The following is a 25,259-nucleotide window of genomic DNA, read 5'->3' on the forward strand; positions in this document are numbered from 1 at the left end:
CGCGGCGGCCGGCGCCGACGTCGCCTTCGTGCCCGTCGGGGAGTCGTCAGCCGCCGCGATGGCGGCCCAGTGGTGCGCCGGGCGCACGCCGGCGGGCGCCGGGCGATCGCTGGTCGTCCGCTCCGACCTCGCCACCGCCGTCATCAGCGATGAGCTGGCCCTGCGCGGCTTCGCGGTCGACGTGTGCATCGCCTACCGCACCGTCGGCGTCGACCTCCCGCCGCAGGTCGCCGCCGACCTCACGACCGGCGCGATCGATGTGGTACTGCTCACGTCGCTCAGCGTCGCCCGCGAGCTGCGGCGCCAGGTCGGCCCCCTGCCGCCCGCCGTGCGGGTAGCGTCGATCGGGCCGGGAACGACCCGCGACGCCGAGCGCCTCGGCTTCACGGTCTCGCACACGGCTCGCACGCAGAGCGTCGACGCGCTGCTCGCCGAGCTCGACGCGCACCCGCCCGCCGAGCCAGCCGGCGGCCGACCCGATCCGTCCATTCCGACTCCTCCGGAAGGAACCCCATGACCGCATTCCCCGTCCGGCGCCTGCGCCGCCTGCGCCAGAACCCGGTGCTCCGCCGCCTCGTCGCCGAGCACGACCTCACGCCGCGGCGGCTCGTGCTGCCCGTGTTCGTCAAGGAGGGCATCGACGCGCCGCAGCCCATCGCGAGCATGCCGGGGGTGTCGCAGCATCCGCTCGACGCCGTTCCCGCGCTCGTCGAGGAGGCGGTCGCGGCGGGCATCGGCGGCCTCATGCTCTTCGGGGTGCCCGAGACCCGCGACGCCGTCGGCAGCGGGGCGACCGACCCCGAAGGCATCCTCAACCGCGCCATCGCGGTCGCCGCCCGGGCTTCGCGGGGGCGCATCACGGTGCAGGCCGACCTGTGCCTCGACGAGTTCACCGACCACGGTCACTGCGGCGTGCTCGCCGCCGACGGCTCGGTCGACAACGACGCGACCCTCGAGATCTACGCACGGATGGCGCTCGCACAGGCCGAGGCCGGCGCCGACATCCTGGGCCTGTCGGGCATGATGGACGGCCAGGTCGCTGCGTGCCGGGCCGCGCTGGATGCCGCGGGGTTCGGCACGACCCGCAGCGACGTCGTCATCCTCGCGTACTCGGCGAAGTACGCCTCGGCCTTCTACGGGCCGTTCCGCGAGGCCGTCGAGTCGACGCTCACAGGCGACCGGCGGACGTACCAGCTCGACGCGGCGAACGGCCGCGAGGGTGTGCAGGAGGCTCTCGTCGACATCGACGAGGGCGCCGACATCGTCATGGTGAAGCCCGCCGGCCCCTACCTCGACGTCCTCGCCGAGGTCGCCGCCGTCTCTGCCGTGCCGGTCTGGGCGTACCAGGTGTCGGGGGAGTACGCGATGATCGAGCACGCCGCCGCGGCGGGGGTCATCGACCGCGACCGGGCGATCGGCGAATCCCTCCTCGGCATCCGCCGGGCGGGCGCCGAGGCGATCCTCACCTATTGGGCGCTCGAGGTCGCGGGCTGGCTGAACGCCGGGCGGAGCCTCGCATGAGCGCCACCTCGCCTGCCACGAACGACGAGCTGTTCGCCCGCGCCCGCGCCGTGATCCCCGGCGGCGTCGACTCGCCCGTCCGCGCCTACGGCTCGGTCGGCGGCACGCCGCGGTTCGTGACGAGCGCTTCGGGCGCGTGGATCACGGATGCCGAGGGCCGCCGCTATATCGACCTCGTCGCCAGCTGGGGGCCCGCCCTTCTCGGCCACGCCCACCCCGAGGTCGTCTCCGCCGTGCAGGAGGCCGCCGCGCGCGGCCTGTCGTTCGGGGCGCCGACCTCGGCCGAAGCGGAGCTCGTCGAGGAGATCGTCGCGCGGGTGCCGGCTGTCGCGAAGGCGCGCCTGGTCTCGACTGGCACCGAGGCGACGATGACCGCGATCCGCCTCGCGCGCGGGGCGACCGGGCGCGATCTGGTGGTGAAGTTCGCCGGTCACTATCACGGGCACTCCGACGGTCTGCTCGCGGCGGCCGGGTCGGGTCTCGCGACCTTCGCCCTGCCCGGGTCGGCGGGGGTGCCCTCCGCGATCGCCGCGCAGACCCTCGTCGTGCCCTACAACGACCCTGACGCGCTCGCGTCGGTCTTCGCCGCGCACCCCGGGCGCATCGCCGCGGTGATCACCGAGGCGGCGGCCGCCAACATGGGTGTCGTGGCTCCGGCATCCGGGTTCACCTCGTTCGTCCGCGACCTCACCGCCCGTGAGGGCGCGCTGCTGATCAGTGACGAGGTGCTCACCGGGTTCCGCGCCGCACCCGGTGGGTATGCACAGGTGCTCGCCGAGTCGGGCGAACCCGTCGTCCCCGACCTCGTCACCTTCGGCAAGGTCATCGGTGGGGGGCTCCCCGTCGCCGCCGTCGGCGGGCGCGCCGACGTCATGGACCTCCTCGCGCCCACCGGCCCGGTGTACCAGGCCGGCACCCTGAGCGGAAACCCGGTCGCGGTCGCCGCGGGCCTCGCGACCCTGCGGCTCGCGGACGACGCCGCCTACGCGCGCCTCGCCGAGGCCTCGGCGACGCTGTCGGCCGCCGTCGGGCGGGCGCTCGACGAGGCATCCGTCCCGCACGTCGTCCAGCGCGCGGGCACCCTCTTCAGCGTCTTCTTCGGCTCCGAGGTCGCCAGCGGCGTGCCCGACTACGAGACGGCCTTGCGGCAGAATGCCCCGGCCTACGGCCGCTTCTTCCACGCGATGCTCGACCAGGGGGTGTCGCTGCCACCGTCGGCCTTCGAGGCGTGGTTCGTCACCGCGGCGCACGACGACGAGGTGATCGGCCGTATCGTCGAGGCGCTTCCCGCCGCCGCCCGCGCAGCGGCGGGCTGACACAGCCCGCCGCTGCGCTGACGCAGACCCTCAGCGCGCCGCGAGGCGGACCGCGGCGAGCCACGCGAGCACCGCCGAGCGTGAGTTCCCGTCATCGAGGGCGTCCGGCGCGACCTGCGCCGCCCACGCATCCGCCGCGATGAGCGCGCTCGGCCCGCCGAGCGCCGAGTACATCGCGACGGCGTCGCCGAGTGGCCCGGTGAATGCGGCCGTGCCACCGGCATCGGCCACGTTCGCCGCGACCCGACTCGGGTCGCCCGCGAGGTACTGCAGCGAGACCGGTCCGAGAGGCAGCGCTTGGATGCCGAGGATCGCCGACGGCTCCGCGCTGAACCACGTCGCGTAGTCCCGCTTCGCGCTCCACGAGATCGACACGATCGTGTGGGCGTACCCGGCGGGAAGATCGGTCGGCTCGAGCCACAGGGCGCGCGCGGCGTCGGCCTCGCTCGAGAGCAGCCACGTGGCCTCGCCCGTCAGGTCCTGCTGTCCCGAGGCCTCCGCCCACAGCGCGAGGCCGTTCCAGGCCGCCACGGCCTCCGAGCTCGACTCCTGATTGTTCCCGTCGGCGAACGGGGAGGTGCCCGAGGCCCAGGAGTGCCCGCGATACGGGTCGAACACCCGCAGCGCGGGCAGCTCCGCACTCCCGGCGGCGACATCGGCGGCGAGGGCATCCATCACAGGACGCATTCCCGCGACTGCGTCGGGGCGCTCACGGCCGAGCACGCCGGCCGCGTAGAGGAAGTAGCCGTAGTGGAAGTGATGGTCGTTGCCCTCTTCGGACCCGAAGCTCGGGTCTTTTCCGACGACGAGATGCAGCACGTCGTCGTAGACGAAGCAGCGCGCGGCGGCCGTCGTGCAGCCGTGCGGATCGATCCACGGGGCGAGCTCGGTGGCGAGCCGGTCGGCGGCGGCCGAGGCGAGCGCGTCGTCGCCGAGGGCGCGTGCGATCTCGACGAGGTTCGCGATGCGGGCGAGTGCCTTGCCGCCGAAGTACGTGTCGGCGGGGGTGGCCGGTGTCGCGTCGAGGTCGGTCTGCGCCTGCGCCAGTATCGCCCCCCGCGTGGCGTCGTCGATGCCGTCGAAGTCGTAGGTGGATGCCGCGGTGATCCGCGGGACCGTCCACGTGAGGGTCGACCCGGCGCACGCGGGGGAGGCGCCGTAGGGCGTGTCGTAGGTGCCGAGGTCGCAGTCGCCGCCGGCATGGCGCCCGGCGAACGGGACGACGACCGTGCGGTCGGTGCCGACGTAGGCGAGGTGCGTGGTGACGTCGGTGTCACCGAGGTCGTAGCTGGTCTCGACGGCGTCGACCGGATCTCCGATCGCCGCCGCCCACGCCGCCGCGTCCGCGCCGCCGGGCAACCCCGCGACCTGCAGCGTGCCGCCGGCCGGGACGTGCACCGACGAGCCGCTGACCTGCACATCGCCGCGCAGCACGTACGTGATGCCGTCGACCACGGCGGTCCATGCCCCCTCCTGCAGGGGCGTCGGTGCCGCGCCGAGTACGACGTCCAGGTCGGCGACGGCGGTGATCGCGACGATCGGCGACCCCTCCGCGAGCGTCACGCGCGCGCGCTCGTCCGTGCCGGAGAGGTAGGTGACGGTGACCGATACCGGGTCGGCGCGCACCACTTGCAGGCCGGAGGTGCCGAGACCGAGCGAGAGTCCACCGGTGAAGCTCGCGCTGATCGTCTTCTCACCGGTCGTGACGGTGGGAACCTGCACCGTCAAGCCGTCGTCGCGGGGCGCGACGGCGAGCGGCGACGGATAGATCGGCAGCAGCGTGGGCGAGAACACGAGGCTCGAATACCAGCGGTTCGTCGGGGGCGTGACGCCCGCGGCCAGGCGCTGGGGAGTCGTCGCCGAAAGATGGTCGACCGGAAGGTCGGCGACGGCCGACGATGCGGCAGGCGTCGGGATGCCCCCGGCGAGCCCGTCCCCGGCGGCCGGGCTGTCGCCGGTGCACCCCGCTAGCGCGAGCGCCGAGACGACGATCAGGGTGAGCGCGGCGGCGAGAGCCGAGATCCGCCGCGGTGCCGGACGGGTCATAGGCCCATCCTGCGCAGGAAGTCGCGGAACGAATCGCTCACGCCCGCCAATGGTCCGTCGTCGCGCAGCGAGAGGGTGGCGACCACGGGGGTGCCGGGTCGATAGAGTCCACTGATCTTCTGATCGGCCAGCGCGGGCGCGGAGATGGTGATGGTGGATGCCGCCCGCCCGTCGACCGTCTCCACCTCGATCGCGTCGACGGTGCCTTCGACGGTCGTGTCGTTGGGCAGCTGCAGATCGACCGCGGTCCCCTGGGCGATGCGGCCGTAGTCGCGTGCGGTGAGGGTGAACTTCGCGCTCACGCCGAGGCTGCCCGTGCGGTCGATGGTGGCGACCTCTGCACCTGCGGTGACGAAGTCCCCGACCGGAGCGGCGATCGACGCGACCGTCCCGTCGACGGCTGAACGCACCTCGTAGGTGCCCGCGGCCGTGTCGACGCCGTCGAGATCGGTGGCGCGGATGACTCCGGCCTCCATGTCTCGAACCATCTGGGGGCTGTGCACGGTGAACAGGCGCTCGCCGGTCGTGACGTCGTCGCCGACCGTGACGGCCTGGTCGACGACGGTGCCGGCGTACACCGCACCCGCCGAGAACTCCTGGGCCGTGATCGTCGCGCTCTCGCTGCGCGCCGAGTTCTGCCGCTGCGTGAAGACGACCGTGCATGCGCCCACGATCGCGAGGACGACGACGAGGCCGACGGCGAGTTTGATCCGGGCCGCCCACGTCATCGCGCCGTCTCCAGCTCGCGCGGCGCGGGGCGTGACACGACGGTCCGCAGCGGCGTCTCGACGGGCTCGGGCATGATCGCCGGGGCCGGCGAACGCTTCGACTCCCGGGCTGCGGCGCCGATGAACAGGGCCAGGATCACGGTGTTCGTGACGTTCCACGCGGTCGCGATGGTGGGGGTGCCGTTCTGCCAGTCTCGCCAGACCGCGACGACCGAGGTCAGCAGCAGGAAGACGAAGAAGAGCAGTTGGGGAATGATGAACTGGAACGGCGAGCTCGGCTTGCCGCGGGCCCCCGTCGCCTGCCAGCCGACGTCCTTTCCGACGATCACGTTCCACAGTGCCTTGGCGTAGATCGGGAACGAGGCTGTGGCGAGCGTCAGAGTCTCCCACCGGAACGACCCCATCACGAACCAGGCCAGCACGATCTGCATCCCGTAGAAGCCGAAGTAGTAGAGCGCCCACGTGCCGGCGGTGATGCTCAGGTTCATCGGGCGCAGGTCGAAATAGATCTCGAGCGGCGGCACGAGCAGCAGCAGAAGCGGGCAGATCCCGGTGAGGTAGAACGACGCGGTCACGAAGTACTGGATGCGCTGATCGGCGGTCAGGGTGCGCCGCGGACTCAGCGGGTTGTGCGTCAGCAGGATCTCGAACCCGCCGGTCGCCCACCGCAGCTGCTGCTTGCTGTACGCCTCGACCGTCTCCGGCGCGTCACCGATGGCGAGGACGTCGGAGATGTACACCGATCGCCATCCCTGCTCGTGCAGCGCCAGCGCCGTCCAGACATCCTCGGATTTCGAGTCGGTGTGCATGCCTCCGACCTCATCGATCGCGGCCCGGCGGAAGATCACGTTGGTGCCGACGCAGAAGGCCGCGTTCGACCTGTTGCGTCCGCGTTGGACGAACCGGTAGAACACCGTCTGCATGTAGGCGGCTCCCCGCGCGACGATGGTGTCGAGGTTGCCGTAGGTCTGCGGCGTCTGGACGAACGCGACGTTCGCGTCGGCGAAGAACGGCATCGTCTCGACGAGGAAGTCCGGGTGGGGCACGAAGTCGGCGTCGAAGATCGCGAAGTACTGTCCCTTGGCGATCGAGAGCCCGTGGTTGACGTTCCCTGCTTTGGCGCCGTTGCTGCTGAGGCGGCGGACGTACCACGCGCCCAGTTCCTCGCACGCCTCGCGGACGGCCTCTGACCTGCCGTCGTCGAGCACCCAGGTCCGATGGGCGCCCCGCACGGCGATCGCCGCGGCGATCGTGCGCCGGACGGCGTCGATGTCCTCCCCGTAGACGGTGATGAAGATGTCGATCAGCACGGGCTCGCCGTCGATGAACATCGTGTCGGCATCGTCGCGGCGCCGTGAGAACAGTGATCGCTTGGCCTCGTGATAGGCGAAGTCGCGCGGCTCGTAGCCGGCGGAGAGGATCGTCCACATCGACAGCAGGGCGTGGAAGATCAACACCGACTCGGCCACGATGACCAGGGCGTACGGCAGCAGATCCCCCTGGTTCGCGGGATTGAGCAGGAAGAGCATATAGGCGAGGACACCCAGGGTCGCCACGATCGAGATGAGTACGAACAGCGCCGAATTGTCGGCTCTGCGTGCACCCCCGCGCCGCGCGTTCTGCGTCGTCGAATTGCTTTTTCGTACGTTTGTCGCCATGTCGGCCCCCCAGCCGTCCCCCCACGTCGGCGCCGGCGGTGGCGCTGCTAACGGGTCCAGCATGCGGCGCGCACGTTCCCTCATCGTTTTCACCGCGTGAACACCGCGTGACGATCTCCTGGACGATGACCGAGCGTGGGCGACGCGGAGGGCTCGGCCCGGGCAGCGCTGCAGCCGCCCGGATCGGGGCGCGGGCGCAGCCCCCCGGTAGGCTCGACGCATGCCCGTGACCCTCCTCGGAGCCGCCGAGATCCGCGCGCTCGCCGCCGACCTCGACGTGACCCCGACGAAGAAGCTGGGGCAGAACTTCGTCGTTGACGCCAACACGGTGCGCAAGATCGTGCACGTGGGCGAGGTCGCGGCATCCGACCGCGTCGTCGAAGTCGGTCCGGGTCTCGGCTCGCTCACGCTCGCGGTGCTCGAGACCGGTGCGACCGTGACGGCTGTCGAGATCGATCACCGGCTGGCCGCGCGGCTATCCGAGACGGCCGCCGCGCACGGCGTGCCGGCGGGTGCGCTGACGGTGGTGGATGCCGATGCGCTGCGCGTCACCGAGTTGCCGGGCGATCCCACGATGCTCATCGCGAACCTGCCCTACAACGTCAGCGTGCCGGTGCTGCTGCATTTCATGGAGACCTTCCCCGCCATCGAGCGCGGCGTCGTCATGGTGCAGGCCGAGGTGGGGGAGCGGCTCGCCGCCCCGCCCGGGTCGAAGGTCTACGGCGCGCCGAGCGTGAAGGCGGCCTGGTACGGGCAGTGGCGGCTGGCCGGCACGGTGTCGCGGCAGGTCTTCTGGCCGGTGCCGAACGTCGACAGCGTGCTCGTCGCGTTCCGTCGCGACCCCGAGCCGCGCGGCGACGAGACACTGCGGCGGGCGACGTTCCGGATCGTGGACGCCGCGTTCCAGCAGCGTCGCAAGATGCTGCGCCAGGCGCTCGCCGGCGTGCTGGGCGGCTCCTCGGCATCCGCCAGCGACACCCTCACCCGCGCCGGCGTCGACCCGACCCTCCGCGGCGAGCAGTTGACGATCGACGACTTCGTCGCGATCGCCCGTGTCGCCGGCGTCTGAGCCGCCCGCCCGCCCGCCCGCCCGCCCGCCCACGTCGCTAACCTGGAGGGGTGACCGAGACCGAAGAACGCTTCCCCGCGACGCGCGGCGGAGACATCCACCGCCCGTACACCGCCGCCGCAGACCGGTATGAGGGGGCGCAATTCCGTCAGGTCGGCGAGAGCGGCCTGTACCTTCCGCCACTGTCGCTCGGGCTCTGGTGGAACTTCGGCGACAACATTCCGTTCGACCGCCAGCGCGCCCTGCTGCGCCACGCGTTCGACCGGGGCATCACGCACTTCGACCTCGCCAACAACTACGGCCCGCCGTACGGCACCGCCGAGACCAACTTCGGCCGCATGATGCGCGAAGACCTGCACCCGTACCGCGACGAGCTGATCATCTCGTCGAAGGCCGGATGGGACATGTGGCCCGGGCCCTACGGCACGTACGGCTCGCGCAAGTATCTGCTGGCGAGCGCCGAGCAGTCGCTCACCCGCATGAGCGTCGACTACGTCGACATCTTCTACTCGCACCGCTTCGACCCGGTGACGCCGCTCGAAGAGACCATCGGCGCGCTCGACACCCTCGTGCGGCAGGGCAAAGCGCTCTACGTCGGCATCTCGTCGTACAGCGCCGAGCGCACCGTCGAGGCGAAGGCGATCGCCCGGTCGCTCGGCACCCCGCTGATCATCCACCAGCCGGCCTACTCGATCCTCAACCGGTGGATCGAAGACGGGCTCACCGGGGCGCTCCGTCAAGAGGGCATGGGCGCGATCGCGTTCACGCCGCTCGCGCAGGGCCTGCTGACCGACAAGTACCTCGGTGATGGCACGGCCGAGCGCGCGCAGAGCCGCTCGTCGCTGCCCGACGGGCGCCTCAGCGAGAACGCCCTCGCGGCGCTACGCAGCCTCGACGTCGTGGCGAAGGAGCGAGGGCAGACCCTCGCGCAGCTCGCGATCCAGTGGGTGCTGCGCGACCCGGTGGTCGCCTCGGCCCTCGTCGGCGCGTCGCGGCCCGAACAGCTCGACGAGAACCTGGCGGCCCTCGACGGCCCCGCCTTCGATGCCGAAGAGATCGAGCAGATCGACGCCGTCGCCGACTCGATCGACGTCGACCTGTGGGCGGGATCGGCGACGGCGTGAGAGAGCGCCCCGGCGACCTCCGCCGCGTGCACGCGCGGGCCCCGGGGAAGATCAACGTCTTCTTCGAGGTGGGCGACGTGCAGCCCGACGGCTATCACGATGTCGCCTCGGTGTACCAGGCGGTCTCGCTGTACGAAGACGTCTGGGCGAGCCGCGCCGACAGCGATGCGATCACGGTCGACGGTGACGTCGACGTGTCGGGTGTGCCGTTGGATGCCTCGAACCTGGCCGTGCGCGCGGCGCGCCTGGTGGCCGATCGCCTCGGCTACACCGGAGGCATCCGACTCGAGATCCACAAGGGCGTGCCGGTCGCCGGTGGCATGGGCGGCGGTTCGGCCGACGCCGCGGCGGCGCTCGTCGCCGTGAACGAGCTGCTCGAGGGCAGGCTGACTCCGCTCGAACTACAGGGTCTCGGCGCGCGACTCGGCGCCGACGTGCCTTTCGCGGTGCTCGGCGGCACCGCCGTCGGCACGGGGCGCGGTGACGAACTGGCCACCGCTCTCGCACGCGGACGGTTCGACTGGGTGCTCGCGACGCGTTCCGAAGGCCTGTCGACGCCGGCGGTCTACGCCGAGCTCGACCGGCTGCGCGCGGGGGTCGACATCCGCCCGCGTCGCGGTGCTCCGCAGGCCGACCCGGGTGTGCTGCAGGCGCTTCGCGCGGGCAGCGCCGGTGCGCTCGCCGAGGTCGCCCGCAACGACCTGCAGCGCGCCGCCTGCTCGCTGGCGCCCGATCTCGTCGACGTGATGGGCGAGGGCGATGCGCACGGCGCCCTCACTGCGTTCGTTTCGGGCTCGGGGCCGACGGTCGCCTTCCTCGCCGATGGGGCAGAAGCGGCCGACGCCCTCGCGCGCAGCCTGCGCGGCCTCGGTCGCGAGACGTTCGTCGCGCACGGCCCGGTGCCGGGCGCGCGGATCGTTCCCTGACGCGTCCACCCCGAAGGTTCCGCTCGTTCGCGCAGGCCTCCGCGCGGGTATCGGCGATCCCGCGTAGCGTGGGGAAGCATGACCGACCTCGCTTCGCGTTTTCACGATGCCCCGCTCGACACCGCACTGGTCGCCACGCTGAGCGCCGGGGGACTCACCCCCGCCCGGGTCGACGATGCCGACCGGGCGCAGGTCGACGCATGGCTGGGGGCCGTGGCGCGCGGCTTTCTCGACGGCGAGCCGAACGACCAGCGGCGCGAGGCGTTCTTCGACCACACGGCGTACCGGCGCAAGATCGGCGTCTACGACACGGATGCCCCGCAGCCGCTCGAACCCGTCGCGACGTTCGCGTCGTGGGGCGCCGCCCTCGCCGTGCCCGGGGGAGACCTGCCCGCGTGCGCGATCAGCGCGGTGACGGTGTCGCCCACGCACCGCCGCCGTGGCATCTTGCGCACGCTCATGGCGGGCGAGCTCCGCACCGCCGCCGAAGCCGGCTTTCCCGTCGCGGCGCTGACCGTCAGCGAATCGACGATCTACGGACGGTTCGGGTTCGGCCCCGCTGCCGCCGTCGCCGACTGGCGGCTGAACGTGCGCCGCGCCCGCTGGACCGGCCCCGCGGCGCCCGGCCGCGTCGACTTCGTCACGCGCGAGCAGGGCCGCGCTCTCGCCGAGGCGCTGCACGAGCGGGTGCGCCCGGCGTCGCCCGGCGAGCTCGACATGCCCCGCGGCCACTGGGACCGCTTCTTCGGCACCCGGCCCGACGCCGAGAAGCCCGAGCTGCTGCGCGTCGTGCAGTACGCCTCGCCTTCCGGCGAGGTCGACGGGATCGCGCTCTACACGGTCACCGAGAACGAGGACGATTTCACCGAATCGAGCCTCGGGCTGCAGGTGCTCCTCGCCGCAACCGACGCGGCGTATGCGGGGCTGTGGCGGTTCTTCCTCTCCATGGACCTCATCGGCACGATCCGCGCGCCGGGTCTCGCCGTCGACGAGCCGCTGTGGTGGATGATCGCCGACCAGCGCGCCGCGACCATCACGGTGCGCGACCACCACTACGTGCGCATCCTCGACGTGCCGGCAGCCCTCGCCGCGCGTCGCTACGACGTCGCCGATACCGTCGCGATCGAGGTCGTCGATCCGCTCGAGATCGCCGGCGGCCCGTTCGTGCTCACCACCGACGTCGACGGGGCGGGATTCGTCGAGGTCGCCGACGAGCCGCCGCTCGGGCTGCCGTCGCTGCGCCTGGGCATCGCCGAATTGTCGGCACTGCTGCTCGGCGGTGTGTCGGCGGTCACGCTCGCCCGCGCGGGCCGCATCGAGACCGACGACCCCGAACGCATCGCGCGGATCTTCCAGACCGTTTCGGCCCCGCGGCTGAGCTTCTGGTACTGACGGGTTGTCGGCAGCCCGGCCACCTGCGGCCCGGCATCGCGCGCGGGTCAGTCCCAGCGCGGGTCGTCGGGGTCGGGCGAATCGGTGCCGTCGGCATCCGTCATGATCCGTGACGCACCGATCCATGCGGTGAGGTCGTCTCCCGCGAACACGTGCGGCGCCGGCAGGCCGAGCAGAGCGGGGTGTCGCGCGATGTCGAGCGGGCGGTCGCTCGCGAACGCGACGACGTTGCCGAGCGGCCCGTCCTCGTCGTGCGGGTCGAACTCGAGCACGACCGCGACGTGCGCGAACACCGCTCGGAGCGTCTCGGCCTGACGGCGCGAGTACTCGAACGGATGCCCGTCGAGCAGGTTGACCGCGACGACGCCGCCCGGCGCCGAACGCGCAGCGACACGGGTGTAGAACTCCCTGCTCGCCACCCGGTGGCGAATGACCGCGGCATCCCAGAGATCGACGACGGTGAACTGCGCGCCGGTCCAGTCGGCCGCCTCGGGGGATTCTGCGACGTTGCGGGCGTCGCCGAAGATCGCGCGCACGTTCGCCGCTGCGGGGAGGGGGAGCGCCGTCAGCACGGCGGAGTAGAGGTCGCGTTCGAACTCGACCACGAGCTGGCGCGAACCGGTGCGCGTCGCCTCGACGTAGCGCGCCAGGGTGAGCGCGCCGGCGCCCAGGTGCACCGTGAACAGCCGCGCGCCCGCCGGCGCGGCGGCGTCGATGGCCCGCGCGATGTGGCGCACGTAGCCGTAGGCGAGGCGGGTGGGGTCGCTGGCCGTGACGATCGACTGGGGGACGCCGCCGACGCGCAATTCGTATTGGTGGGGGCGTCGCCAGGACCGCAGCAGCACGGCGTCGCGGTCGCCGAGCGGGAGCGAGAAGACGCGGCGACGGAGCGGCACCCGACCAGCCTAAAGGGGTGCCGACGCCGCGGAGCGCAGAGCATCGTGCAGACCCGCGTAGCCTGGAGCAGACATGGCACACCTTCTGGGCGGCGAAAGCCTCCACCTCGAATACCCCACCAAGGTCGTCTTCGACTCGGTGTCGATCGGCGTCGACGAGGGCGACCGCATCGGCATCGTCGGTCGCAACGGCGACGGCAAGTCCTCGCTCATGGCGATGCTCTCGGGGCGGATCGAACCCGACTCCGGGCGCGTCACGGTGCGAGGCGGCGTGCGCGTCGGCGTGCTCGACCAGGCCGACGTCTTGGACGACGACGACACCGTCGGCCACGCGATCGTCGGCGACACCCCCGAGTACGAGTGGGCCGGCTCCGCGCAGACGCGCGAAGTGATCGCCGGGCTCGTCGCGGACCTGCCGTGGGATGCCACGCTCGGCACCCTCTCGGGTGGTCAGCGCCGGCGCGTCGCCCTCGCGCGCCTCCTCGCCGGCGACTGGGACGTGCTGGCCCTCGACGAACCGACCAACCACCTCGACGTCGAGGCTGTCGCGTGGCTCGCCGATCATCTCAAGAAGCGGTGGGCCAAGGCATCCGGTGCTCTTCTCGTCGTGACGCACGACCGTTGGTTCCTCGATGAGGTGTGCACGACGACGTGGGAGGTGCACGACCGCATCGTCGAGCCCTTCGAGGGCGGCTACGCGGCCTACATCCTGCAGCGCGTCGAGCGCGACCGGCAGTCGGCCGTGATCGAACAGCGCCGCAAGAACCTCGCCACGAAAGAGCTCGCGTGGCTCCGCCGTGGCGCGCCCGCCCGCACGGCCAAGCCGAAATTCCGCATCGAGGCGGCGAACGCGCTCATCGAAGACGTTCCCGAGATCCGCGACAAGGTGTCGCTGCAGTCGCTCGCGGTCACGCGCCTCGGCAAAGACGTCGTCGACCTGCTCGACGCGGACGTCGCCTATGACGGGCGCGACGTGCTGCAGGACGTCGAATGGCGGATCGCGCCGGGGGAGCGCACCGGCATTCTCGGTGTCAACGGGGCCGGCAAGTCGACGCTGCTCGGCCTCGTCGCGGGGACCGTCGAACCGACCAGCGGCCGGGTCAAGCGCGGCAAGACGGTGAAGGTCGCGACCCTCACGCAGCGCATGGACGAACTCGACGAGCACCTGAACGACCCGGTGCGCGTCGTCATCTCGGGCCTGCGCACGAGCTACACGATCGGCACGGGCGCGAAGGCGGCCGAACTCACGCCGGGGCAGTTGCTCGAGCGCATGGGGTTCAGCTCGGCGCAGCTCTCGACGCCCGTGAAAGACCTCTCAGGTGGGCAGCAGCGACGGCTGCAGCTGCTCCTCATCCTGCTCGATCAGCCGAACGTGCTGATCCTCGACGAGCCGACCAACGACCTCGACACCGACATGCTCTCGGCGATCGAAGACCTGCTCGACTCGTGGGCCGGCACACTGCTGGTCGTCAGCCACGACCGGTACTTCCTCGAGCGCGTCACCGATCAGCAGTACGCCGTGCTCGGCGGACGCCTGCGGCATCTGCCGGGGGGCATCGACGAATACCTGCGGCTGCGCGAGCACGAGCGTGCCGTCTCGGCCGCGGGCGGCGCAACGGGCACTCCGGCGGCGCCGGGCGCCCAGGCATCCGCCGCGCCGGCGCTCGCGGGCGCCGACCTGCGCGCCGCGCAGAAAGAGCTCGCGGCGGCCGAGCGTCGCATCGAGAAGCTGACGGCGCAGGCGGATGCCGCGCGCACGGCCCTCGCCGAGCACGACCAAGCCGACTACGTGGGCCTCGGCGAGAAGATGGCGAAGATCGGCGAGCTCGACGCCGAGGTCGCCGCCCTCGAAGAACGCTGGTTCGCCCTCACCGACCTGATCGGCTGACGTGCGGGTGCGCCGTGCCTAGGCTGGAGGGGTGACTGTCACCACCCGCCGCCTGCTCGACCTCACGATCGACGACCACACCCTCACCGTGCCGCTCGTCTGGGGTGACGACGCCGACACGCGCACGATCGACGTGCACGCCGCCGTCGTGACCCGCGAGGGCGGCGAGAACCTGCCCTACCTGCTGTTCCTGCAGGGTGGCCCAGGGTTCGAGGCGCCCGCCCCCTTCCACGCGCCGACGGCGCCCAGCTGGCTCGACGGTGCGCTCGCGCACTACCGGGTCGTGCTGCTCGATCAGCGCGGCACCGGGGCATCCACGCCGTTCGGCGACGTCGATCTCGACCGCGGGGCGGAGGGCATCGCCGAGTACGTCACTCATCTGCGCGCAGACGCGATCGTCGAAGACGCCGAGGCGCTTCGCGAAAGCCTGGGCGCGGCGCGCTGGAGCGTGCTCGGCCAGTCGTTCGGCGGCTTCACGATCCTCCGCTACCTGAGCGTGCACGCCGACTCTCTCGGCGAGGTCTACATCACCGGCGGACTGAGCGCCGTGGCTCGGCACCCCGACGAGGTCTACGCGCTGACGTACGACAAGATGCGGGATGCCTCGGAGCAGTACTACCGGCGCTTCCCGGGCCACCGCGACGCGATGCGCGCGCGGCTCGACCTGGCGGCATCCGGCGGCATCGTGCTGCCGACCGGCGAGGTCGTGTCGGTGTCGCGGCTGCGCTCACTCGGCATGCTCCTCGGCACGAACGACGGCTGGCAGGCGCTGCACGCGCTGCTCGAGACCGACCCTCGCACGAACGCCTTCCGCTACGATCTCGCGGCCGCCCTGCCCTTCTCGGCGCGGAACCCGCTGTACTACCTCTTCCACGAGTCGAGCTACGCCGACGGTTTCGCGACCCGCTGGGCCGCCGATCGCGTCGAGCCGCAGGACTTCCGCGACGACCAGACCCTCCTCACCGGCGAGCACGCGCGTCGCGACTGGCTCGACACGGTGCCCGGGCTCGCGCCCTGGAAAAACGCCGCGCTGCGCGTCGCCGACACCGAGTGGCCGCGGCTCTACGACGCCGCCGCACTCGAGGCATCCGGTGCCCGCGGCGCGGCCGCCGTCTACGTCAATGACGTGTACGTGCCCGTCGAGTTCTCTCTCGAGACCGTGCGGCTCCTTCCCGGCGTCACCCCGTGGATCACGAGCGAGCACGAGCACAACGGCCTGCGCGCCGGCGACGTGCTGCCGCGCCTCATCGACCTCGCCCACGGCCGTCGCGTGCGCTGAGCCTGCGCGCTTTCCCCCGTTCGGGGGTCGCTTGGCGCCGTTATCGCCCGCGAGTTCCGGCGCGAGCCGCCCCGCGAACCCGGGCTCAGGCGTCGAAGCCCAGCGAGAGCTTGCGCAGCAGCCCTGCGAGGCGTTCGCGGTCGGCGCGCGCGAGCACGCCCAGCAGCACGGCCTCGGCATCGACGAGGCGCGTGATCGCGGCGTCCACCCGCGTCTTGCCGTCGTCGGTCAGAGTCACCAGCACGCTGCGACCGTCGGCGGGGTCGGCCTCCCGCCGCACGAGCCGGCGCCCGACGAGGCGATCGATGCGGTTGGTCATCGTGCCGCTCGAGACGAGCGTCTGCTGCAGCAGCTGCTTGGGGCTCAGCTGATACGGCTCACCCGCGCGGCGGAGTGCCGAGAGCACATCCCACTCCCACGGCTCGAGATCGCTGCGGCGGAACGCCTCGCGGCGGGCCCGGTCGAGGTGCCGAGACAGCCGATCCACGCGCGAGAGCACCTCGAGCGGCGAGAAGTCGAGGTCGGGGCGCTGGGTGACCCATGCGCCCACGATGCGGTCGACTTCGTCGTGCTCGGTGGCCATGGACCCATTATCGCGGGTCGTTCGCCGAGCCCGTCGTGCACTTGATCGAGGGGGCGACCGGTTTTAGCGTCGGCAGTGCGGCACGGATGCCACGGGGCACGATGGTCCGCAGCCGTGTCGCTTCTGTCACAACGATCGGGAGGACGCGCATGTACCGCAGTAACGGAAACTTCGAGGCTTATGCCACACCCCTGAGGCCTGAGGGTGTTGACGGCAAGAAGGCCTACTTCGTCGGCTCGGGCCTGGCGGGCCTCGCCGGTGCCACCTTTCTGATCCGCGACGCGGGGATGTCGGGCGACCAGATCACCATCTACGAGGAGCTCGCCCTGCCCGGCGGCAGCATGGACGGCATCTTCAACGAGCACAAGGGCTTCATCGTCCGCGGTGGCCGCGAGATGGAGGCGCACTTCGAGACCCTGTGGGACCTCTTCCGCTCGGTGCCCTCGCTCGAGAACGAGGGCCAGTCGGTGCTCGACGACATGTACCACATCCACAAGACGAACCCGTCGACGAATCCCAACCGCGCGACCGAGCACCGGGGCCAGCGCATCCCCGCCCAGAAAGACCTCACGCTCACCCCGCAGGCGGTCAAAGAACTCATCGGGCTCGCGCTCACGCGCGAGGTCGACCTCCAGGACAAGAAGATCGACGAGGTCTTCGGCGAAGAGTTCTTCCAGTCGAACTTCTGGCTCTACTGGGCGACGATGTTCGCCTTCGAGCCGTGGGCGAGTGCGATGGAGATGCGGCGCTACATCCTGCGCTTCGTGCACCACATCTCGACCCTCGCCGACCTCACGTCGCTCCGCTTCACCCAGTACAACCAGTACGAGTCGCTCATCCTGCCGCTCGTGGAGAACCTCAAGAACCACGGCGTGACCTTCGTCTACAACGCCGAAGTGAACAACATCCTCGTCGACGTGACGAACGGGACGAAGGTCGCCACCCGGATCGAGCTGACCCGCGACGGCACGCCCGAGACGGTCGAGCTCACCGAGAACGACCTCGTCTTCGTGACCAACGGCTCGATCACCGAGTCGAGCACCTACGGCGACAACGACACCCCGGCCCCGATCGAGACCGACAACGGCAGCTCGTGGAAGCTCTGGAAGAAGCTCGCCGCGCAAGACCCGGCGTTCGGCAAGCCGGAGAAGTTCTGCGAGAACATCCCCGACGCGAACTGGACGATCTCGGCCACCGTCACCCTCACCGACGACAAGATCGCGCCCTACATCGAGAAGCTCACCGGCCGCGATCCCCGTGACGGGAAGATCGTTTCGGGCGGTCCGATCAGCTTCGCCGACTCGTCGTGGCTGTACGGCTTCTCGATGAGTCGCCAGCCCCACTTCAAGGCGCAAGACCCGCAGAAAGAGCTCGTGGTGTGGCTGTACGGCCTGTTCTCCGATAAGCCGGGCGATTACGTCAAGAAGACGATCCGCGAGTGCACCGGTGCCGAGCTGTGCGCCGAGTTCCTCTACCACCTGGGCGTGCCGGTCGACGAGATCGACGATCTCGCGCACAACTCGGCGAGCACGGTGCCCTGCAACATGCCCTACATCACGTCGTACTTCATGCCGCGCGCTCTCGGCGATCGCCCCGACGTGGTGCCCGAGGGTTCGAAGAACCTCGCGTTCCTCGGCAACTTCGCCGAGACGCCGGTCGACACGGTGTTCACGACCGAGTACTCGGTGCGCACCGCGATGGAGGCCGTCTACGAGCTGCTGAACGTCGACCGCGGCGTTCCGGAGGTCTTCGCGTCGTCGTTCGACGTGCGCGTGCTCCTCAGTGCGCTGTACTACCTGAACGACCGCAAGAAGCTCAGCGAGCTGAAGCTGCCGTTCATGGAGCGTCAGATCGGCAAGGCGGCGCTGCACAAGGTGAAGGACACCTACCTCGAAGAGATCCTGCAGGCGGCGAACCTCGTCTGAGGCCCGACACGGCACGCCCGTGCGCGCGCCCTCCCGGTCGATGGCAGACTAGGAAGGCCCGCGTGCGGGCGTTCCGCCGTGGTGTAACGGCAGCACGACAGCCTTTGGAGCTGTTAAGTCCAGGTTCGAATCCTGGCGGCGGAGCATGACGAACACCCTGGATGCCTCGCTGGCCGTCGTGATCCTCGCGGCGGGTCAGGGCACGCGCATGCGTTCGGCGCTGCCGAAGGTGCTCCACCGCATCGGCGGCCGGCCTCTCGTCGGGCACGTGCTCGACACGGCGCGCGACCTCGCGCCGGCGCATGTGCTCGTCGTGGTGCGTCACGAGCGCGACCAGGTCGCCGAGGCCGTCACCGGCATCTCGCCCGAGGTGGTCGTCGTCGATCAAGACGAGATCCCCGGCACCGGCCGCGCCGTCGAGGTGGCGCTCGCCGCCGTTCCCGACTTCGTCGGCGACGTGCTCGTGCTTTCGGGCGATGTGCCCCTGCTCGACGCCGACACGCTCCTCACGCTCGTCCGCGACCACCGTGCCTCGCGCGCGGCGGTGACGCTCCTTTCGGCCGTCGTCGACGATCCGACGGGCTACGGCCGCGTGATCCGCGCCGTCGACGGCACCGTCGAACGGATCGTCGAGCAGAAGGATGCCTCGGCCGCCGAAGCCGCCGTCCCCGAGATCAACGCGGGCGTGTACGTCTTCCAGGCGGCCCCGCTGCGCGCGCACCTCGGCCGCGTGGGCACCGCGAATGCGCAGGGGGAGAAGTACCTCACCGACGTGGTCGCCCTCGCCCGGGCCGACGGGCTCGCGGTCACGGCATCCGTCGTCACCGACGTCGCCCTGACCCTCGGCGTCAACGATCGCGCCCAGCTGGCCGAGGCGGGGCGCCTCTTGAACGCACGCACGGTGCGCCGGTGGCAGCTCGAGGGCGCGACGATCCAAGACCCCGCCACGACCTGGATCGACGTCACCGCGACCCTCGCCCCCGACGTCACGGTGCTGCCGAACACGCACATCCTGCGCGCGACGGCGGTCGCCTCCGGCGCCGTCATCGGCCCCGACACGTCGCTCGAAGACTGCGAGGTCGGCGAGGGCGCGACCGTCCGCCGTACCGACGCGACCCTCGCCGTCATCGGCGCGCGCGCGACCGTGGGCCCGTTCGCGTACCTGCGGCCCGGCACGATCCTCGCCGAGGGCGGCAAGATCGGCACCTTCGTCGAGACGAAGAACTCGACGATCGGCGAGGGCAGCAAGGTGCCCCACCTCTCGTACATCGGCGACACCACGATCGGCCGCGGGGTGAACCTCGGCGCGGGTGCCATCACCGCGAACTACGACGATCTCGCCAAGCACCGCACGGAGATCGGCGACGAGGTGCACTCGGGCTCGCACAACGTGTTCGTCGCGCCCGTTAGGATCGGAGATGGCGCCAAGACGGGCGCCGGTGCCGTCATCCGCAAGGACGTCCCCGCCGGTGCGCTCGCTCTGAGCGTCGCCCCTCAGCGCAACGTCGAGGGGTGGGTCGAGAATCACCGATCGGGAACGGCTGCGGCGGATGCCGCTGCCCGGGCCCGCTCCACACAGGAATAGGGCGATGGCGCGCAAGAAGAACACGGTTGACCTCGACGTCGAGCGCGGCATCGCGCCGGGTCTGGTCGCCAAGACCAAGAAGCGCCTCGTCGTCGCGAGCGGTAGCTCGCATCCGGCCCTCTCCGAAGAGGTGGCCCTGCACCTCGGCACCGAACTCGTGCCGACCGAGCACCGCACGTTCGCGTCGGGCGAGATCCTGACCCGCTTCGAGGTCTCGATCCGCGGCTGCGACGCGTTCATCATCCAGTCGTTCGGCCCGCCGGTGAACGAGTGGCTCATGGAGCTGCTCATCATGCTGGATGCCGCGAAACGGGCATCCGCCAAGCGCATCACGGTCGTGGCGCCGTACTACCCCTATTCGCGGCAGGACAAGAAGGGCCGCGGGCGCGAGCCGATCTCGGCCCGTCTGGTCGCCGACCTGCTGAAGACGGCGGGTGCCGATCGCGTCATGAGCGTCGATCTGCACGCCGCGCAGATCCAGGGCTTCTTCGACGGCCCCGTCGACCACCTCTTCGCCAAGCCCGTGCTGCTCGACTACTTCCAGCGCACGCTCAGCCCCGAAGACCGCGACAAGCTCACGGTCGTCTCGCCCGACACGGGCCGCGTGCGCGTCGCCGACCAGTGGTCGGACTCGCTCGGCGCACCGCTCGCGATCATCCACAAGCGTCGCGACCCGAACGTGGCGAACCAGATCACGGTGAACGAGATCGTCGGCCACGTCGCGGGCCGGGTGTGCCTGCTCGTCGACGACATGATCGACACCGGAGGCACGATCGTGAAGGCCGCGCAGGCCCTGAAGGCCAACGGTGCGGAACGGGTCATCGTCGCCGCGACCCACGCGATCTTCAGCGACCCGGCCGTCGACCGGCTGCAGGACGACGCGATCGATGAGGTCGTCGTCACCGACACGATCCCGCTGCCGCCCGAGAAGCGCTTCGAGGCGCTCACCGTGCTGCCGATCGCGCCGCTGCTCGCCCGTGCCATTAAAGAAGTCTTCGAAGACGGGTCGGTCACGAGCATGTTCGACGGCGCCGCCTGAGCGCACGGCGCGAGTGGTCTCAGCCGGTCGCCGCGCGGGCATAGGATCGCGCCATGAGCGCACCTGCTGTCGACGCACGACTGTCTGTCGATCGTCCCTTCTCGGTCTCCGTCGTCGAGGTCGCGGGTGCGCTCGGCACCGGTGACGACGGGCTGTCGCCCGCCGAGGCCGCCGACCGTCTGGCCCTCGTCGGGCCGAATCTGCTGCCCGAGCCGAAGCGCACGCCCGCGTGGCTGCGCTTTCTGTCGCACTTCAACGACACGCTGATCTACATCCTTCTCGGCGCGGCGGCCATCAAGGCTGTCATGGGGGACTGGCTCGACTTCTGGGTGATCATGGCGGTCGCCGTCATCAACGCCGTCATCGGCTACGTGCAGGAGGGCCGCGCCGAGAAGGCGCTGGCGGGCATCCGCGGCATGCTCTCGGCCGACGCGACGGTGCGCCGGGGCGGCACGTGGGCGACGATCCCCGCCGCCGAGCTCGTGCCGGGCGACCTCGTGCGCCTCATGCCCGGCGACAAGGTGCCCGCCGATGTGCGGCTCGTCGAGGCCTCGCAACTGCGGATCGACGAGGCGGCGCTGACGGGCGAGTCGGTGCCCTCGTCGAAGCACACCGACGCGGTCGACGCCGGTGCCGGTGTCGGCGACCGGGCCTCGATGGCGTTCTCGGGAACGATCGTCTCGGCCGGGCAGGGTCGCGGCATCGTGACCGCGACGGGGGCGCGCACCGAGATCGGCCGCATCCAGGCTCTCGTCGGCGAGGCGGGCAGCCTCGCGACGCCGCTGACGAAGCAGCTCGATTCGTTCGGCAAGGTGCTCACGATCGTCATCCTCGGCATGGCCGCGGTGATGATGCTGATCGGCCGCTACCTGCACGACATGCCCATGCCCGAGCTCGTCTCGGCGACGATCGGCTTCGCGGTGGCGGCGATCCCCGAGGGCCTGCCGGCGCTCGTGACGATCACCCTCGCGATCGGCGTGCAGCAGATGGCGCGGCGCAACGCCATCACCCGCAAGCTCCCCGCCGTCGAGGCGCTCGGGTCGGTCACGACCGTCTGCAGCGACAAGACCGGCACCCTGACGAAGAACGAGATGACCGTGCGCACCATGGTCACCGCGGTCGAGCGCTACGAGGTCTCGGGGCTCGGCTACGACCCTTCGGGTGAGATCGCCCCGCCCGCCGGCCGCGACCTGTCGGCCCTCCTGGCCGTCGCCGACCTCTGCAACGACGCGCACATCGACCGGCTGAGCGGCCCTGCGGGTGAGGGCTGGGCGCTCGTCGGCGAACCGACCGAAGGCGCGCTCAAGATCGTCGCGATGAAGGGCGGCGCGGATGCCACCGGCACAGCCCGCCTCGGCGTCGTGCCGTTCGACTCGGCCTACAAGTTCATGGCGACGCTCAACGAGGCATCCGACGGCTCTCGCGCGATCCTCGTCAAGGGAGCACCCGACCGCCTGCTCGAACGCTCGCTCACCCAGCGCGGCGCCGACGGCTCCGAGCCCCTCGACATCGCGTTCTGGGAGGCGGCGATCGACGATCTGAGCGCGCAGGGGCTCCGGGTGCTCGCCGCGGCGCGCAAGCCCACCCGCGGTGACACCGTGTCGATCGGCGATCTGGACGACCTCGAGTTCCTCGGCCTGTGGGGCATCCTCGACCCGCCTCGGCCCGAGGCGATCGAGGCGATCGCCGACTGCCACACCGCCGGCATCCGGGTGAAGATGATCACGGGCGACCACGCCGGCACGGCGCTCGCGATCAGCCGCGAGATGGGGCTCGTGGAGGCATCCGACGACGGCCCGGCGGTGCTGACGGGGGCCGAGCTCGAGTCGATGAGCCAAGACGAACTGGCGAAGGTCGTGCAAGACGTCGACGTGTTCGCGCGCACGAGCCCCGAGCACAAGATCCGCATCGTCCGCGCCCTGCAGTCGCGCGGCGAGGTCGTCGCGATGACGGGCGACGGCGTCAACGACGCCCCCGCCCTCACCCGCGCCGATGTCGGCATCGCGATGGGCATCAAGGGCACCGAGGCGACGAAAGAAGCCGCCGAGATCGTCTTGGCCGACGACAACTTCGCGACGATCCGCAGTGCGATCGCCGAAGGGCGGCGCATCTACGACAACCTGCGCAAGTCGGTCGTCTTCTTGCTGCCGACCAACGGCGCCCAGTCGCTCGTGATCCTGGTGGCCGTCGTGTTCGGTCTGACGCTGCCGCTCACGCCCGTGCAGGTGTTGTGGGTCAACATGGTCACGGCGGTCACCCTTTCGCTCGCCCTCGCCTACGAGCCCGCCGAGCGCGGCATCATGAGTCGGCCGCCCCGCGGGTCGGGCGGCTCGATCGTCAACGGGCGCGAACTGGGCTTCGTGCTGCTCGTTTCGCTGCTGATCGGCGGGACGACGCTCGCCGTGTTCGGCATCTCGATCGCGTCGGGCACCGACCTCGCCGTCGCCCGCACCGAGGCGGTCACGATGCTCGCACTCGGTCAGCTCGCCTATCTGCTCAACTGCCGCTTTCTCGGTCGGTCGAGTCTCACCCTCGACGTGTTCCGCGGCAACCCCGCGATCGGCTGGTCGGCGCTCGCCCTCATCGTGTTCCAACTGATCTACACCTACGTGCCGTTCATGAACGCACTGTTCGGCTCCGAGCCCCTCACGGTCGGCGGGTGGCTGCTGCCGATTGCCTTCTCGGTCGCGATCTTCCTCGCCGTCGAGGTGCTCAAAGCGGTGCGCCGGCGCGCCGACGAGGGCGCCACGGCCGCTCGATTCAATGCGAACGCATAGGTAATAGCGGGACGGCGCAGAGCGGAGCCACGTTAGCGTGGGGAACGCCACCACGCCCGCGGGCGGCACGACAGAAGGAGGACCATCATGATCCGCACCACCGCCGTTGCTCGCCCTCGCACCGCCGGCGCGCTCCGCACCGGCTTCGCCGCCGCATCGGTCGTCGGTGTCGCCGTGCTCGCCGGATGCGCCGGCACGGCCGAGGCCGAGACCACCACCCCCACCGCAACCACGACCCCGACTGCGACCACCACGCCCTCGGCCACAGCGACCGCGTCGGCCACGGCGGCGGCTCCCGCGAGCACCTACGTCGACGGTACCTATACGGCAGACGGCAGCTACATCGACGGCGGCGGCGACGCCGAGTCGGTGACCGTCACGATCACCCTCGCCGACGACATCGTCACCGAGGTCGATGTCACCGGCAGCGCGACGAGCCCGCAGTCGCGCCAGTACCAACAGGCCTTCATCGGCGGCATCCAAGCCGAGGTCGTCGGAAAGGACATCGACACCCTCTCGGTCTCGCGCGTCGCCGGCTCGTCGCTCACGAGCGGCGGCTTCAACCAGGCCCTCGAGACGATCAAGGCCGACGCCCTGTCATGAGCGCCCCGGCGCCGGGGGTGTGGGAGTTCGACGCCATCGGCACGCGCTGGCACATCGTGACCGCCGCGCCGCTCGCCGAGGCGGCGCGAGCCGACATCGCGCAGCTCATCGACGGTTTCGATCGGGAGTGGTCGCGGTTCCGCGCCGACTCGGTGGTGAGCGCATTGGCGGACGGTGGTGACGCGCCGCTGCCGAAAGACGCCGCCGACATGCTCGGTCTCTACGCCGAGCTCTCCGACGCCACCGGCGGCGCCGTCAACCCGCTCGTCGGCGAGAGTCTCGCCCGGCGCGGGTACGACGCCGCCTATTCGCTCCGCGACACCGGGGCGCAGCCCGCCCCCGCGAACTGGCGCGACGTGCTCACGTGGTCGAACGGGACGCTCGCCCTCACCGCCCCCGCGCTGATCGACGTCGGCGCTCTCGGCAAGGGGCGGCTCGTCGATCTCGTCACCGACTGGCTGCTCGAGTGCGCGGCGCAGGCATCGGCCGACGGTGCGGTGGTGGTGGATGCCTCGGGAGACATCCGCCTCGCCGGCACGACCGAGCGGATCGCCCTCGAGCACCCGTACGACCCGGGCAAAGCGATCGGGGTGTGGCAGGTCGCCGGCGGCGCCCTGTGCGCGTCGGCAGCGAACCGTCGCGCGTGGGGGGAGGGGCTGCACCACGTGCTCGACGCCCGCACCGGCGAGCCGGTCACGACGATCGCCGCCACGTGGGCGCTCGCTCCCACCGCGACGCTCGCCGACGCTCTGGCGACCGCCCTGTTCTTCGACGGCGGACCGGCGCTCGCACACCGGTGGGGGGTGGAGTGGGTGCGGATGACCACGACGGGACGGCTGGAATGGTCTGCCGGAGCGGTGGATGCCGGCGCCGACCTCTTCGTCGGACGATAGTTTGGAACAGT

20 protein-coding genes and 1 tRNA gene are annotated in these 25,259 nt (G+C 71.0%); 16 read left to right on the plus strand and 5 right to left on the minus strand.

What is annotated here, in order from left to right; all coding sequences use genetic code 11:
• The 3 genes from G3N18_RS02295 to hemL form a co-directional block, all read left to right on the plus strand.
• Nucleotides 1-517: uroporphyrinogen-III synthase (locus G3N18_RS02295; protein ID WP_196382708.1), on the plus strand; the 517-nt coding region annotated here is incomplete at its 5' end.
• The gene (hemB, locus tag G3N18_RS02300; protein ID WP_196382709.1) at nucleotides 514-1,521 is read left to right on the plus strand and encodes a porphobilinogen synthase; all 1,008 of its coding nucleotides are present in this window, start codon (nucleotides 514-516) and stop codon (nucleotides 1,519-1,521) included. The genes G3N18_RS02295 and hemB, both read left to right, overlap by 4 nt.
• Complete coding sequence (gene hemL / locus G3N18_RS02305) at nucleotides 1,518-2,837, plus strand: glutamate-1-semialdehyde 2,1-aminomutase (protein WP_196382710.1); 1,320 nt, start codon at nucleotides 1,518-1,520, stop codon at nucleotides 2,835-2,837. Before hemB ends, hemL begins: the two co-directional genes overlap by 4 nt.
• Nucleotides 2,838-2,867: 30 nt before the next feature.
• On the opposite strand, the gene G3N18_RS02310 is transcribed toward hemL, so the two are convergent.
• The 3 genes from G3N18_RS02310 to G3N18_RS02320 are packed head-to-tail and all read right to left on the minus strand — an operon-like array spanning nucleotide 2,868 to nucleotide 7,269.
• Nucleotides 2,868-4,883, minus strand: coding sequence for a glycosyl hydrolase (locus G3N18_RS02310; protein WP_196382711.1), 2,016 nt, complete (start codon nucleotides 4,881-4,883; stop codon nucleotides 2,868-2,870).
• A complete protein-coding gene (locus tag G3N18_RS02315) occupies nucleotides 4,880-5,611 on the minus strand; it encodes a biotin/lipoyl attachment domain-containing protein (protein ID WP_196382712.1) in 732 nt (243 codons plus the stop codon). Before G3N18_RS02315 ends, G3N18_RS02310 begins: the two co-directional genes overlap by 4 nt.
• Nucleotides 5,608-7,269: a glycosyltransferase family 2 protein gene (locus G3N18_RS02320; protein WP_196382713.1), complete on the minus strand. Its 1,662-nt coding sequence runs from the start codon at nucleotides 7,267-7,269 to the stop codon at nucleotides 5,608-5,610. The genes G3N18_RS02315 and G3N18_RS02320 overlap by 4 nt, the downstream gene beginning before the upstream one ends.
• 220 nt (nucleotides 7,270-7,489) lie before the next feature.
• Between G3N18_RS02320 and rsmA the strand changes: the two genes are divergently transcribed.
• The 4 genes from rsmA (at nucleotide 7,490) to G3N18_RS02340 (ending at nucleotide 11,780) form a co-directional block, all read left to right on the plus strand.
• Nucleotides 7,490-8,338, plus strand: coding sequence for a 16S rRNA (adenine(1518)-N(6)/adenine(1519)-N(6))-dimethyltransferase RsmA (gene rsmA, locus G3N18_RS02325; RefSeq protein WP_196382714.1), 849 nt, complete (start codon nucleotides 7,490-7,492; stop codon nucleotides 8,336-8,338).
• A gap of 50 nt (nucleotides 8,339-8,388) precedes the next feature.
• Complete coding sequence (locus G3N18_RS02330; RefSeq protein ID WP_196382715.1) at nucleotides 8,389-9,462, plus strand: aldo/keto reductase; 1,074 nt, start codon at nucleotides 8,389-8,391, stop codon at nucleotides 9,460-9,462.
• Nucleotides 9,459-10,388: a 4-(cytidine 5'-diphospho)-2-C-methyl-D-erythritol kinase gene (locus G3N18_RS02335; protein WP_338038168.1), complete on the plus strand. Its 930-nt coding sequence runs from the start codon at nucleotides 9,459-9,461 to the stop codon at nucleotides 10,386-10,388. The genes G3N18_RS02330 and G3N18_RS02335 overlap by 4 nt, the downstream gene beginning before the upstream one ends.
• A gap of 78 nt (nucleotides 10,389-10,466) precedes the next feature.
• Nucleotides 10,467-11,780 (plus strand): GNAT family N-acetyltransferase, encoded by a 1,314-nt coding sequence (locus tag G3N18_RS02340; RefSeq protein ID WP_196382716.1) that lies wholly within the window; start codon nucleotides 10,467-10,469, stop codon nucleotides 11,778-11,780.
• A 47-nt stretch (nucleotides 11,781-11,827) separates the two neighbouring features.
• Here G3N18_RS02340 and G3N18_RS02345 read toward each other — a convergent pair whose 3' ends face one another.
• A complete protein-coding gene (locus tag G3N18_RS02345; protein WP_196382717.1) occupies nucleotides 11,828-12,676 on the minus strand; it encodes a spermidine synthase in 849 nt (282 codons plus the stop codon).
• 73 nt (nucleotides 12,677-12,749) lie between these two features.
• Between G3N18_RS02345 and G3N18_RS02350 the strand changes: the two genes are divergently transcribed.
• Both G3N18_RS02350 and G3N18_RS02355 read left to right on the plus strand, forming a co-directional pair.
• A complete protein-coding gene (locus G3N18_RS02350) occupies nucleotides 12,750-14,564 on the plus strand; it encodes an ABC-F family ATP-binding cassette domain-containing protein (protein ID WP_196382718.1) in 1,815 nt (604 codons plus the stop codon).
• Between the two features lie 31 nt (nucleotides 14,565-14,595).
• Nucleotides 14,596-15,843: an alpha/beta fold hydrolase gene (locus G3N18_RS02355; protein WP_196382719.1), complete on the plus strand. Its 1,248-nt coding sequence runs from the start codon at nucleotides 14,596-14,598 to the stop codon at nucleotides 15,841-15,843.
• 85 nt (nucleotides 15,844-15,928) lie between these two features.
• Here G3N18_RS02355 and G3N18_RS02360 read toward each other — a convergent pair whose 3' ends face one another.
• Nucleotides 15,929-16,426, minus strand: a complete 498-nt coding sequence (locus tag G3N18_RS02360; protein ID WP_196382720.1) for a MarR family winged helix-turn-helix transcriptional regulator — start codon at nucleotides 16,424-16,426, stop codon at nucleotides 15,929-15,931.
• Between the two features lie 149 nt (nucleotides 16,427-16,575).
• Between G3N18_RS02360 and G3N18_RS02365 the strand changes: the two genes are divergently transcribed.
• The 7 genes from G3N18_RS02365 (at nucleotide 16,576) to G3N18_RS02395 (ending at nucleotide 25,248) form a co-directional block, all read left to right on the plus strand.
• The gene (locus G3N18_RS02365; protein WP_196382721.1) at nucleotides 16,576-18,351 is read left to right on the plus strand and encodes an oleate hydratase; all 1,776 of its coding nucleotides are present in this window, start codon (nucleotides 16,576-16,578) and stop codon (nucleotides 18,349-18,351) included.
• 72 nt (nucleotides 18,352-18,423) lie between these two features.
• Nucleotides 18,424-18,495: transfer RNA gene (locus G3N18_RS02370), tRNA-Gln, on the plus strand.
• A gap of 1 nt (nucleotide 18,496) precedes the next feature.
• Complete coding sequence (gene glmU, locus G3N18_RS02375; protein WP_196382722.1) at nucleotides 18,497-19,936, plus strand: bifunctional UDP-N-acetylglucosamine diphosphorylase/glucosamine-1-phosphate N-acetyltransferase GlmU; 1,440 nt, start codon at nucleotides 18,497-18,499, stop codon at nucleotides 19,934-19,936.
• Nucleotides 19,937-19,940: 4 nt separating this feature from the next.
• A complete protein-coding gene (locus tag G3N18_RS02380) occupies nucleotides 19,941-20,975 on the plus strand; it encodes a ribose-phosphate diphosphokinase (RefSeq protein WP_196382723.1) in 1,035 nt (344 codons plus the stop codon).
• A gap of 53 nt (nucleotides 20,976-21,028) precedes the next feature.
• Complete coding sequence (locus G3N18_RS02385; protein ID WP_196382724.1) at nucleotides 21,029-23,752, plus strand: cation-translocating P-type ATPase; 2,724 nt, start codon at nucleotides 21,029-21,031, stop codon at nucleotides 23,750-23,752.
• An 87-nt stretch (nucleotides 23,753-23,839) separates the two neighbouring features.
• A complete protein-coding gene (locus G3N18_RS02390; protein WP_196382725.1) occupies nucleotides 23,840-24,355 on the plus strand; it encodes an FMN-binding protein in 516 nt (171 codons plus the stop codon).
• The gene (locus tag G3N18_RS02395; protein WP_196382726.1) at nucleotides 24,352-25,248 is read left to right on the plus strand and encodes an FAD:protein FMN transferase; all 897 of its coding nucleotides are present in this window, start codon (nucleotides 24,352-24,354) and stop codon (nucleotides 25,246-25,248) included. The genes G3N18_RS02390 and G3N18_RS02395 overlap by 4 nt, the downstream gene beginning before the upstream one ends.
• The last annotated feature ends 11 nt before the right edge of the window (nucleotides 25,249-25,259 follow it).

Source organism: Microbacterium paulum, assembly GCF_015707995.1.
GTDB classification, from domain to species: domain Bacteria; phylum Actinomycetota; class Actinomycetes; order Actinomycetales; family Microbacteriaceae; genus Microbacterium; species Microbacterium paulum.